This is a genomic window from Paracoccus sp. MC1862 (assembly GCF_016617715.1).
Classification (GTDB): Bacteria; Pseudomonadota; Alphaproteobacteria; order Rhodobacterales; family Rhodobacteraceae; genus Paracoccus.
Genome location: NZ_CP067228.1, coordinates 42,631 through 53,553 on the forward strand (window position 1 = coordinate 42,631; position 10,923 = coordinate 53,553).

General features: G+C 61.3%; 9 protein-coding genes and 1 pseudogene. 2 read left to right on the forward strand and 8 right to left on the reverse strand.

Features of this window, described 5'->3' with window-relative positions; all coding sequences use genetic code 11:
* Nucleotides 1-36 precede the first annotated feature (36 nt).
* The 6 genes from JGR78_RS17415 to JGR78_RS17440 form a co-directional block, all read right to left on the reverse strand.
* The gene (locus tag JGR78_RS17415) at nt 37-1,536 is read right to left on the reverse strand and encodes an O-antigen translocase (RefSeq protein WP_182805131.1); all 1,500 of its coding nucleotides are present in this window, start codon (nt 1,534-1,536) and stop codon (nt 37-39) included.
* 252 nt (nt 1,537-1,788) lie between these two features.
* On the reverse strand, nt 1,789-2,874 hold the full coding sequence (locus JGR78_RS17420) for a DegT/DnrJ/EryC1/StrS aminotransferase family protein (protein WP_182805134.1): 1,086 nt from the start codon (nt 2,872-2,874) through the stop codon (nt 1,789-1,791).
* Complete coding sequence (locus tag JGR78_RS17425) at nt 2,871-3,920, reverse strand: glycosyltransferase family 2 protein (RefSeq protein WP_200559549.1); 1,050 nt, start codon at nt 3,918-3,920, stop codon at nt 2,871-2,873. Before JGR78_RS17425 ends, JGR78_RS17420 begins: the two co-directional genes overlap by 4 nt.
* Before the next feature lie 26 nt (nt 3,921-3,946).
* A complete protein-coding gene (locus JGR78_RS17430; RefSeq protein ID WP_182805138.1) occupies nt 3,947-4,363 on the reverse strand; it encodes an FdtA/QdtA family cupin domain-containing protein in 417 nt (138 codons plus the stop codon).
* Nucleotides 4,360-4,911 (reverse strand): GNAT family N-acetyltransferase, encoded by a 552-nt coding sequence (locus JGR78_RS17435; protein WP_182805140.1) that lies wholly within the window; start codon nt 4,909-4,911, stop codon nt 4,360-4,362. The genes JGR78_RS17430 and JGR78_RS17435 overlap by 4 nt, the downstream gene beginning before the upstream one ends.
* On the reverse strand, nt 4,896-6,107 hold the full coding sequence (locus tag JGR78_RS17440) for a glycosyltransferase (protein WP_182805142.1): 1,212 nt from the start codon (nt 6,105-6,107) through the stop codon (nt 4,896-4,898). The genes JGR78_RS17435 and JGR78_RS17440 overlap by 16 nt, the downstream gene beginning before the upstream one ends.
* A 262-nt stretch (nt 6,108-6,369) precedes the next feature.
* Between JGR78_RS17440 and JGR78_RS18320 the strand changes: the two are divergent.
* A pseudogene (locus tag JGR78_RS18320) lies at nt 6,370-6,675 on the forward strand (IS481 family transposase); the annotation flags it as partial.
* Nucleotides 6,676-6,873: 198 nt separating this feature from the next.
* On the opposite strand, the gene JGR78_RS17450 reads toward JGR78_RS18320, so the two are convergent.
* Together JGR78_RS17450 and JGR78_RS17455 are read right to left on the reverse strand one after the other, a co-directional pair.
* Nucleotides 6,874-7,527, reverse strand: coding sequence for a YjbF family lipoprotein (locus JGR78_RS17450; RefSeq protein WP_182805144.1), 654 nt, complete (start codon nt 7,525-7,527; stop codon nt 6,874-6,876).
* Nucleotides 7,524-9,746, reverse strand: a complete 2,223-nt coding sequence (locus tag JGR78_RS17455; RefSeq protein WP_182805146.1) for a YjbH domain-containing protein — start codon at nt 9,744-9,746, stop codon at nt 7,524-7,526. Before JGR78_RS17455 ends, JGR78_RS17450 begins: the two co-directional genes overlap by 4 nt.
* Before the next feature lie 457 nt (nt 9,747-10,203).
* On the opposite strand from JGR78_RS17455, the gene JGR78_RS17460 reads away from it, so the two are divergent.
* Entirely contained in the window at nt 10,204-10,599 is a 396-nt protein-coding gene (locus JGR78_RS17460) for a VanZ family protein (protein ID WP_200559550.1), read from the forward strand.
* Nucleotides 10,600-10,923: the final 324 nt, after the last annotated feature.

Here is a 10,923-nt window from a genome sequence, read left to right on the forward strand (position 1 = left end):
GTTCTGGCAGGGATTACGGATCCTGTCCCTGGAGCGTCATATCTTGCTCCGCACAGGCCAGCCAATCGCGGCGAAGAACGACGACAACAGATTGGCAAGCCGGCCCTCGGAGCCGATCTTGATCAGGACGACCCGCAGTCCGGCAATGCCGCCCGCCAGCGCGAACAGAACCCCGGTCCAGGCCGCGGCGAAGGGCGCGCTGTAGGCGAGAACGAGCATGACTGCGGACAGCGTCAGGTGGCCGAGAAGGAGGACGGCGGACAGGGGCGCGAAGCGGAAGCCGTTCAGCTTGTGCGCGATTGCCCAAGAGATCAGAAGGTAGATCAGAAAGGCCAGCGCGAAACCGACACCGGCCATTTCCAGCCCGAACAAAGGCAGTCCGATCCAGATCATGCTCAGGAACACGGCATTCCAGCTCAGTTCCGTAAAAAGATAGATCCGGGACCGCCCTGCAGCCACCAAGGCGAAGCTGAGCGGCCAGCTTGCAAGCTTCAGAACATTACCCAAGGATTGCCATTGCAGCATCTCCGCCGCTGGGACGAAGTCCTTGGAATAAAGCAACTCCATCACCCAGGGGGCAAGCCCGGTCAGCGCCAGCAGGATTGGTCCCCCAAGGGCAAGGCCGATCTGCATCTGATCATTCATCAATCGATTGGTCTGGTCAGGATCGTGGATCACCTCGACAAGACGCGGATAATAGTCCGCCCCCATGGCCGTCAGCAGGAAGCCAATATAGGTCATTCCGATGGCCCAAGAGGCGGCGAACAGACCAGCCTCATCAAGTCCCAGGCTGCGTGTGATCAGGCCGCGCACCATCAGCAGTGTGGCCTCGGAGGACAATCCCGCCAGCATGAAGACCAATCCGAGCGCCGCCATGGGCTTCCAGACCGTCCAGATCATGCGGACCGTCCAATCCCGATCCTGTGGCGAAGGAAGACGGCGGGCGAACCAGCGTGCCACCAGAACCGAAGTCGCCGGCTGGGCAATCACAAACCAGATCAGTCCGTCTTCGCCACGCAACCAGACTGCGAAGACACCGACCAGCGTTCCCACCAGCGCCGAAATGACTGTGACCCAAACCAGATCCCCAATCCGGCGCAACCCCTGCAACAGCGCGGTCTGCGAAGCAGAAAGCAGGGTGAGCAGAACCGCGATCCCGACAAGGCCGACTTCGGTTGAATGCCCCTCGCCACCGCTGAGCCACCGCGCCAGAGGCTCGCGCAGGAACCAGATCACCACCATGGCGAGAACGCCCAGAATCAGACTGGCGGCGAACAGCACCTTGCGGACACGACCAAGAACGGCGGGGTCGTTCCTTGCGGCTGCGATCTCGCGCACACCGCTATTGCCCAGACCGAGGCCGGCGAGAGTAACGGCCATGCTATGCAGGTTGTTGTAGACTGCCAACAGGCCAATCCCTGCAGGGCCGATCATCAGCGCAAGCAGCTTCATCCGCAGCAGCAAGATCAGGATATTCATGGCCTGAGCGCCACCGATCTGTAGCGTTGACCGGATCATGCCTCGCGAGGAGGACATCAGGCGATAGGCCTGTCCGGGACGCTGCCCATTGTACGCCGTTCGGGCAAGCGGTTCAGTCTGAGCCGGTGGAGAAAATGGCGGAGGCTGAAAATACACAGCCGCTGAGACAAAGTGACGGAGAAAAAGACACGGATCGTCGCGGCCCTGCTCTCTCTCTCCAGAATGGAGGTCATGGGCATAGCACCCGAGGCGAGCTACAGCGAGGCTGTCCCGGTCTTGGGCAGGCTGATCTGCAGCCAAGCCTGCCCGTCATTGCAGAGCCTCGACCACCCGCCGGGCATCCTCGGGCGACAGATGCGGCCCCATGGGCAGGCTCAGCACCTCCGCCGCCAGTTGCCGTGCCAATGGTAGAGATTGCGAGGCAATCTCCAGGTCTGCATAGGCCGTCTGCATATGCGGCGGGATCGGATAGTGGACCAGCGTGCCGATGCCGGCCGTCGAAAGCCGCTGCTGCAGCCCGTCGCGGTCCCGGCTGCGCAGCACATAAAGATGCCAGACCGGATCGGCCCATTCCGGTACATGCGGCAGGATGTACCCGCTGTCCTTCAATCCCGCGGAATAGATCGCCGCGATGGCGCGACGGCGCGCGGTCCATTCCTCCAGCCGGGTCAGCTTGACCCGCAGCACCGCTGCCTGGATCGGATCGAGGCGGGAGTTCACCCCCTTTTCGTCGTTGACGTACTTTTGGCGGCTGCCGTAGTTGCGCAGGGCCTGAAGCCTTTCGGCCAGGTCGGCGCGGCTTGTCGTCACCGCGCCGGCGTCGCCCATCGCGCCGAGGTTCTTGCCGGGATAGAAGCTCCAGCAGACCAGATCGCCATGCGCGCCAATCCGCTTGCCCTTGTAGGCGGCGCCATGGGCCTGGGCTGCGTCCTCGACCACGAAGATTCCACGGTCGCGGGCCAGGGCAAGGATCGGGTCCATGTCGGCAGGCTGGCCGTAAAGATGGACCGGAAGGATGGCTCTTGTTGCCGGCGTGATCGCCCGGGCGATCCGCTCGGGATCGATGTTGTGGGTCGCGGGATCAGGTTCGACAGGAACGATCCTCGCGCTAACGGCCGATACCGCCAGCCAGGTGGCGATATAGGTGTTCGAGGGCACGATGACCTCATCCTCTGGCCCGATGTCCAGCGCGCGCAACGCAAGGATCAGGGCGTCAAGGCCATTGGCCACCCCCACCGCATGCTGCGCGCCGCAGAACGCGGCCCACTCCGTCTCGAAGGCTTCAACCTCGGGGCCGAGGACATACCAGCCGCTGTCGAGCACGCGCGCGACAGCAGCGTCGATTTCCGATCTGAGTTCGAGATAGGCAAGGCGCAGATCAAGGAAGGGAATCATGCAGTATATCTCCCGTGTTCTCTAAACACCGACCTGATCCTCCCTAAAATCAGCAATCTAAACATTTTTATTTGCCTGACCCTCAGCTTTGCAATAATTGTTTCAGCAGAGCGTTGCGCTCCTATTTTCTTGGCAGAGCTTCGCAAATCTATCCGAAACCTTTTGAAGTGTGTGTTGAATTTTTCTTGCGCCCTATAAAAATCCGATCCGCTCACAACCATCTGTAACTCTGGAAGTACTTCAAGGACACGAGCTAAGGCGTTTCTCTTTGACAGTAAGACGCGCCAAATTGCCGCATCGGTGAGTTTATAGCTCTCCGCCAAATGCATTAACCGGTCAATGGTGTCGAGACTCTCAATCACCTTCAGTGATGGGCGTGTTGTGACGGAATTGTAATTCATGCAATAGTAGTATTTTGCTGATCCCGTCAACACCACCTTGGATTTTACCATCATGAGTCGGGAGAAATATTCATCACTGTCGTACGAATTAAAAAAGCTTAAAGATTCTTCTGCTCCCGCCAACACAAGTTCTCTTTTCCACATTCCAAGAGCGTGGAGGCGCCAAGGGAATGTTTCTACAAATGCACCCATGCCAGAAAGCGATTGCCCTACCGCGAATCCATTTCTGGAAAAGTGGGAGTAAAATTGATTCGGCCCTATCTCTCTGTGCATATCGCACAAAATGGTATCTGCGCCAGTGCATTCAGCTTCATGCTTCATCGAGGAAACAAAATCTGGCGAGATATAATCGTCGTGGTCTAGGCCAGCAAAAATGTACTTGCCAGTCCCATTTTGCATGGCGCGGAGTCTGGCAAGCGGAGCGCCAGAGTTATTCTGCGAAATAACGTTAATCCGACGATCTTTGTCTGCATATTGCCTTAAGATGTCGAGGGTTCCATCTGAGGATCCGTCATCTACACAGATCAGCTCCCAAGATTCACAGTCTTGGGAAAGAACAGATTCTATTGCCCTAGAGACCAGCTCACTCCCATTGTAAACTGCCATGGGAATTGTAAGGAATGGAGTATTCGTGTTGGATTGCATGACTTAGATCCCGGCGCGATACGCCTCTACATACGGACAGCATCAATAAAAGAATTATAATTTCGATAATAGTCCGCCTCGTCATAGCGATGCGAGGCCAGAACCATGCAGACCGCGCCTTGGCTGAAGGCGTCCATCTCTCGCCAGACCATGCGGCTGATATAAAGACCTTTGCGCGGGTCCCGCAGCCAGTATTCAGTTTTTTTTGTACCGTCGTCGATCTTCATGCGGAAGCTGCCGGACAAAGCGAAGACGATCTGTTCCAGTTCCTTGTGCGCGTGGCCGCCACGCTCGGCATCCACCGGGACATTGTAGAGATAATAAACTCTGGCGATGTCGAAGGGGACATGCTCGCCGCCCTCGATAAAGGTCAGATCGCCACGTGGATCGTGGATCTGTGGCAGGTCGAGCATACGGGCAAAGCCCTTGGCGGTTTCACTCATCTGGTTGCTCTTGTAACGTTTTCTAGATGCGAGGTCCGGTCGCGAAGGAAAGTCTCGCGCGCGTAGATGAAGAAGATGTCCTGGGAGTTCGCGCTGGTTTCCGTCATGCCGAAGCGGCGGTAAAAAGCCTCGGCATGGGTGTTGGCCCGGCGCACGTCGATCAGCGCATGGGACATGCCCGGCAAATCAAAACCCGCGCCGAAAGACAGGACCGCACTTTCCAGCGCCGCCTTGGGAGGCTTGTTCGCATCGAGGATCCAGCTTCCCCAGGTGAAGTGATCCGCCTTGATGTCGTACAGCCGGACCACCCCGCAGCGCGTAGCATCGTCGCGACGTTCGATCACGTAGTAATATTCCTGTCCCGCGGCTTCACGGGCCTTGTAGGCTTCAATCCAGCGCCTCTGGTCTTCGGCTGTGCCGCGGACTTCCGAAAGATGCCGGTTGTAGGCGGGGTCGATGCGCAATCCATGGACGTATTGTGCATCCGCCGGCTGGATCAGCCGCAGGACTAGGCCGGGCCCTTCTAATCTTTTCATGAATTCCGGCATTTGGTTCTTCCTGATTTTTTCGGATCCACTGGATCTGGCGCTTTCATCGCAGTTCGATCCGCAGCCGCCTGAGTGCCTGGCGGAACTGGGACAATATGAGGTTGCTTGCGGCTCGTCGCGCCCTGTATTGCGAAAGGAACCTTAGCAGAAGGACATAAGATACCCCGTAGGCTGCGAAGCAGAGAGCAAGGGCGACCAGCGCCGCGTCCCTGTTGTCCGTCAGTCTGGCGCCAAGCAGCGGCGACACGATGACGGCCGGTAGAATGCAGAGCGTCGTCAGCGCGTTCGCCAGCGGCCGTACCTTGCGGCCACTGGTGACTATCTCGATCCCCCGGCGGACGATCTGATGAATGTGGAGCCTGTCGGGCTTGCCCAGGGGCGCCCGAAGAATCATGCGCCTGACAATCGTGACGGTCAGTTCGGCAGTGGGCCAGAATATTATCAGGATTATTGCGGCGACATTTAAGGACGCCGCAGCCGCGGACAACATGACCGCGATCCACATAAGAATGTGACCGATGAAATAAGCTCTGCCATCCGAGGAATATTTTCCCCTTCGGCCAGTTCATCACCGAAAATCCAAATATCGCGGCGGCCAGCAGCAAGGAGGTCGTGCCGATGGCTGCCTGGCCGTGCACGTTCGCCGCCGAGGCGAGGGCGATGGCCGTTGATATGTCCACGGTCGAGGATAGCCCGTTCATCCCGTCAATCAGGTTGAAGGCATGCGTGTAGGCCGCAGACAGCAGGATCGTCAAAAGCACCGCGACCGGGGGCAGGGCGCCAAAGATCAGGTCGAGCGCCTCGATATCCAGGCGCGTGATCGCGGTCTCGGACAGAACGAGGGCCGCGGCCGCGGCGATCATCGAGGCAACAAGGCGCCGCCGCGCGCTGACATTCCCGGACAAATCCTCCCACGCTCCGACCAGAAAGACGATCAGCCCCGACCAGATCAGCACGAATTCCTGGCCGCTGAGCCCCGTGGCCAGAACCGCCCCCAGGAAGCTGACAAGGATCGCGAACCCGCCAAGTCGCAGAACGTCCGTAGTGTGCGATGCCTGAACTGCCCCAAGATCGCTTTGCCTCATCCGAATGCGCGACCGTCCCTCTTTCCCGGCGAGCAGATACGAAAGCATGCCCGAGATGACAGCCGGCAGGACGAGCAGACCGAGCTGATGGGAATGCCAATCTACAGACATATCTGAGCCTCATAGACCTTCACGAACGGCGCACCGCTATTGTTCGACTCGTGCAATGGCCGAGTCTTGGCGCGCTGGCAACATCTGTTCTGAACCGCGCCGGGTTTGCCGGAGGCTCCAACTCCTGAGTAGGCTGGAGCATCATGAGCAAGACGACGAACAAGGTTAGCTGTTCCATCCCGGATGATCACATAGACGCTCGCCGGACGTCCTTGTTCATGGCAAGATCGATCCTGGGCGCCGTCCGGGAGGGGAGCCGATCATGCTGATCTCTCTGCACAAGCAAGCGACGACGACACCGAAGATCCGGGCCGCGATCCAGGCGAGCCCGGAGCCGGCCTGGATCGTCGCCGAACGCTACGGCATCTCGGAACAGACGGTCTGGAAATGGCGCAAGCGCGACAGCGTCCATGACCGGAGCCACACGCCGCACCGGCTTCAGACCACGCTCACGCCGGCGCAGGAGGCCGTGGCGGTTGCGCTGCGCAAGTCCTTGCTGCTGCCGCTCGACGACCTGCTCTCGGTGGTGCGCGAGTTCCTCAACCCGAACGTCTCCCGCTCGGGGCTCGCCGAGCGTCGAAAGCCCAGCCCCAAGATCAGACGCAACCTGACGTCTCGTCAGACCGCTGGTGAGCGCAATGCAAACCGCATCCCGCTTGAACTCGTCGCCGTGTGTCGCTGCCATATCCTGTCTCCTTTGGTGAGAGCATCGCTCTCAGAAGACCGGAACAAAACCGGGGCAGATCCACTCGCATTCGCGCCTGTATCAGTTCCGCAGAACCTGGATTGTTGCATATCCCAGGCCCGGCCCGATCCACTGGCGCGAGACGCCGGCAGAGGGCAGGTAGCTGTTCTCGAAGCGCAGCCCGTGGCCCTCGCAGCGTTCAATCCTGACGCCGGCATTCGGGCCGGGGCCGATCCGGCAAGTGAACCGGAGCGGCCGTTCCAGCCCGTCGCCGCTGTAATAACGCATGACCCGCGGCGCGGTCCCCGACCGGCCGGCGGCGATGAGGGCGGCGGACTGTTCCGCCTCGGCCACCGACAGATCGTTGCCCAGCCCCCGCGTTCCAGTCAGCATGAAGCCGCGCATGAGGAGCGCCTCTGCATTCTTGGTCATGTAGGTCCGCATTCCCCGGTTCTCGCCGGTCATGGCCAGGACCTGCGTGGTGCCGAGCTGCTCCAGGCCGACCAGGATCAGCGGACCGGGATTGATCGCCAAGGCCTCGGCCGCCATCGTCTGCGGATCGGGGGCCGCTTGGGGCTTGGCCGGGGCCTGCCGCTGGGCGATCACCGCGCGTGTCAGCGCGCCGCCGATCCCCGGTCCCCTACTTGCGTCGCCCTGGGCCGAGCCGCCCGAGCAGCCTGCGGCCATAAGAGGCAGGGCCAGCGCCAGTGCGGCGCCCCGGATCATGCCGTTCATCGCCAGAACCTCCCCCAGCCGTCGTACATCTTCGTCGCATGGCTGTCGCGGACCGTGTCATAGAGCCGGTCCTGCACCCGCACCCGGCGCCCGCCGTCGCGGTTGAGCGAGCTGATGGTGCCCCCCACCGTGCGCTTGGAGGGCGTGCCGAGCGCAAAGGACAGCGGCACCCGGATGGTGATGCCCTTGTCGAACGAGCCCTCGCCGAATTCCTCGGACGACAGATCGGTCTTGGTGGCATAGGCGCCGACCGACCAGCCGCTGGCGAACTCGCGCGTGATGGTCACCGTCGCGCCGTCGTCGCCGGCCAGGTAGCGGCCGACGTCCAGCTGGCCGACAAAGCCGCCACCGAACTCGTAATAGGCCGAGACATGGCCGGTGGTAACCTCGTAGTCGAGGAACTCGAAGGCGTCTCGATAGTCGCGCTTGCGGACGCGGTTGATCTCGGCCCCCAGAGCGAGGCGCGAGTTGACCGGCTTCCACAAGGCCTCGCCCGAGACGCCGCCATACATGTTTTCCAGCAGTCCGACCGTGACGCGGGTGTAGACGGTCTCGGTCGGGCGCGCGTTCCAGTTCAGCGTCAGCTCGGGCACCCGGGGCTTGTCATTGCCCGAATACATCCGCCCGTCCGAGCGGACGCGGTAGACGCCGTTGTTCCCCTCGGCGATCTCCTCGTCGGAGAGCGCGAGGTAGTCGTCCACTGACAGGGCGCCCGGCGCGTCCTGATCGGCATTGCCGAACAGCCTCTGCCGAAGCGTCCCGTTCAGGGTCAGACCGGGCAGGATCTCGTAGGTGGCCGTCGCGGTGGCCCCGACTTCATAGCGCAGCGGCTCATCCGGATCGAACAGCCCGGTGCTGAGCGAGGGCCGGATCGACCACTGGAAGCGCGGCGCGATGCCCGGGCTCTGCACCAGCCCGGCGGGGCGCGGTTCGGCGTCGGTCATCACTGCGGCATTGGCGATGTGGCTGACCTCGGTGTTCTCCAGCCGCTCGACATCCGAGCGGCGCATCGTCACCGACGAGGTCGGCATGCCTTCCTCGACCGAGGTCACGACCAGCGTCTCGACGGAAGGCGGCAGCGCGCGGGTCATGAGCCGGGCGGTGCGGCCCACGGCTTCGGCCTGCTGGATGTAGCGGTTGTTGCGGATGCGGACCTCGGCCCGGTTCGCGGTCAGTACCATCGATTCCAGCGTCTGGCCTTCCTTGGCCAGCGCATCCCCCAGCGCCTTCTGGATCGCCGGTTGGGCGGTCGGGTCCGCCGTCCAGGTGCCGGCCCAGCCCTCGGGATCGGCCGCGACCGCGGGACGCGGGCGGACGGGCGCGGGGCCCTTCTCCAGACCCGAGGGATAGGGCGCCTGCCGCGGGTTCAGCGTCATGCTGGCGGTGAGCGCGAGCTGGTTGCCGCCCAGCAGGTAGGCGCCGATCTGGTAGTTCGGCCCGGCCTGGTAGCTCAGCCCAAGGTTCAGGTTGGTCTTCAGCGGCTCCTCGTCGCTGACCCAGTTCGCAGCAAGGCAATTGTCGGCATTGCCGGTCTCGCAGGCGTAATCGTCGCCGGAATACTCGGCCAGCAGGGTCAGCTTGTCGGTGGCCTGCCATTGGAGGTTGGCAAAGGGTGCGACCTCGCCGCGGAACCACCGGTCTGCCTGTAGCGCCCCACCCTCGTCGTCCAGCACCCCACCGCGCTCACTGAAAGGCGAGCCGATCCCGCCATCGCTGGCCAGCCGCCCCCAGCCCAGGCCCGCGCTGACCCGCAGCCGCGGCGACAGGGTCTTGGTGGCCACGATGTACTCAGCGCCGTAAAAGCCGGTGCCGATCGCGTCCTGAATGCCCACGGCCAGTGCCGGGCGCCAGCCGTTCTCGGCTTCGTCCAGCAGCGACAGGCGGAAGTCGAACGAGCGGTCGCGGACATAGCCGCGCCGCTCCCTGAGGCTGTCGAACTTGCCATAACGCAGCACCACCGAGGCCCGCGGCAGGATCTGGAAGCCCAGCCCGACCGCGTTGCCCAGTTCCGCATAGCCCAGCACCGCACTGAGCGTGGCATCGGGCAGCATCTCGGCGGTGGGCGTGTCGATGGCCCCCGGCAGCCCGTAGCGGTTCAGCGTCGTCCCGATCATCGGATCGGCGAAGCCCGCACCCGCCGGCACCAGCGCCATCACCGCAACCGGCAGCGCCGTCGCCAGCAGGCCGCGGGTCAGGGAGGATGGGCGGGGTTTCGTCATGCGGACTGGCGCTTTTCCACGTGCCGGAACGATCGCATCCAACTTCATGACTGACCCAGAATATTCTTCATCATTCGCCCTTGGCAGCTTTGGTGAGACTGGACTGTAGTAACCTCAAGGAGGCCCTAAGGCATCCCGTTTCTTTCAACGAGAACCAGAGCTCTTGGCATAGGCAACGGAGTGCCTACAGGTCTGAGAGGGTCTGGCCCACTCGAGACAGATGCGTCTCGCCACTCGTGGTCGATAAGCAATAAAAGCCTTGCCCGCAAGCAAACCAGCCGACCAAGCGCGGGAGGGCACTAGCACGGTTATCGGCCATGAGCAGGCGATTCAAGATGCCCAGAAGCTCGTTGCTTTGTCAAAATCTTGCGCCATGTTGCGTCTTTGTGCCCGGGATGTTGTAGCAGCTGGGTCGAGGCGCGTGGGGCGCAGCGGTTGCATAGTATGTCGAGGGTTCATGCCGATACGATCAAAACTGGCCCTCGGCCTGTCGTTGCTGATAGCAGTCGTGATTGCGGTGGCGACGATGACGCCGATCACGGCTCCGGAACTGCCGTCGTTTGAACACACCGACAAGATTTATCATGCGCTCGCCTTTGCCGGTTTGGCCTTCCCAGTGGCCCTGTTCCGTTCTGACTGGTTAATCTTAGCCATTCCAGTTTATGCCGCCTTTGGTGGCCTAATCGAGATTATCCAACCCTTTGTTGGACGAGAATGCAGTTATGTTGATTGGATTGCGGATCTGATCGGTCTTGGCCTCGGCATTGTTGTTGGTCTTGCGGTGACGGTAGTCGCGGGCGTGACCCGGCAGTTCCGACTGCGATCGCTACGTTTCAGGGCCGAGATGCGTTGATTTCAGTGCACCCGTGCGTTTTAGCCTCCCGCAAAGAGGTTTCCGACGGACGCCTCTTCGCAGGATAGTCATCTAGATCCACTCTCAGCTTGCGCGTTCAGAAAAGTGAGTGTCTACGCGCGCGACGGGCCTTCCAGCATAGGTTAGCTCGCCCATTCTAACAACGATCCGGCCATTGCCCAGATCGCGTTCAAATATGCCTTGGACAGAAATACAGCTGCCCACAGTGATGGTTCGAGTCATCCGCAATCCCCCGAATACTAGCCGTTCTATGGCTGTCCTGAGATCCGGCTGATAAGTTGAGGAGGTGTGAGATGCTAGCCT

What these genes read in the sequence shown, in the direction of transcription:
- JGR78_RS17415 (WP_182805131.1), bottom strand. Translation starts at nt 1,536, where the DNA reads ATGTCCTCCTCGCGAGGCATGATCCGGTCAACGCTACAGATCGGTGGC.
- JGR78_RS17420 (WP_182805134.1), bottom strand. Translation starts at nt 2,874, where the DNA reads ATGATTCCCTTCCTTGATCTGCGCCTTGCCTATCTCGAACTCAGATCG.
- JGR78_RS17425 (WP_200559549.1), bottom strand. Translation starts at nt 3,920, where the DNA reads ATGCAATCCAACACGAATACTCCATTCCTTACAATTCCCATGGCAGTT.
- JGR78_RS17430 (WP_182805138.1), bottom strand. Translation starts at nt 4,363, where the DNA reads ATGAGTGAAACCGCCAAGGGCTTTGCCCGTATGCTCGACCTGCCACAG.
- JGR78_RS17435 (WP_182805140.1), bottom strand. Translation starts at nt 4,911, where the DNA reads ATGCCGGAATTCATGAAAAGATTAGAAGGGCCCGGCCTAGTCCTGCGG.
- JGR78_RS17440 (WP_182805142.1), bottom strand. Translation starts at nt 6,107, where the DNA reads ATGTCTGTAGATTGGCATTCCCATCAGCTCGGTCTGCTCGTCCTGCCG.
- JGR78_RS17450 (WP_182805144.1), bottom strand. Translation starts at nt 7,527, where the DNA reads ATGAACGGCATGATCCGGGGCGCCGCACTGGCGCTGGCCCTGCCTCTT.
- JGR78_RS17455 (WP_182805146.1), bottom strand. Translation starts at nt 9,746, where the DNA reads ATGACGAAACCCCGCCCATCCTCCCTGACCCGCGGCCTGCTGGCGACG.
- JGR78_RS17460 (WP_200559550.1), top strand. Translation starts at nt 10,204, where the DNA reads ATGCCGATACGATCAAAACTGGCCCTCGGCCTGTCGTTGCTGATAGCA.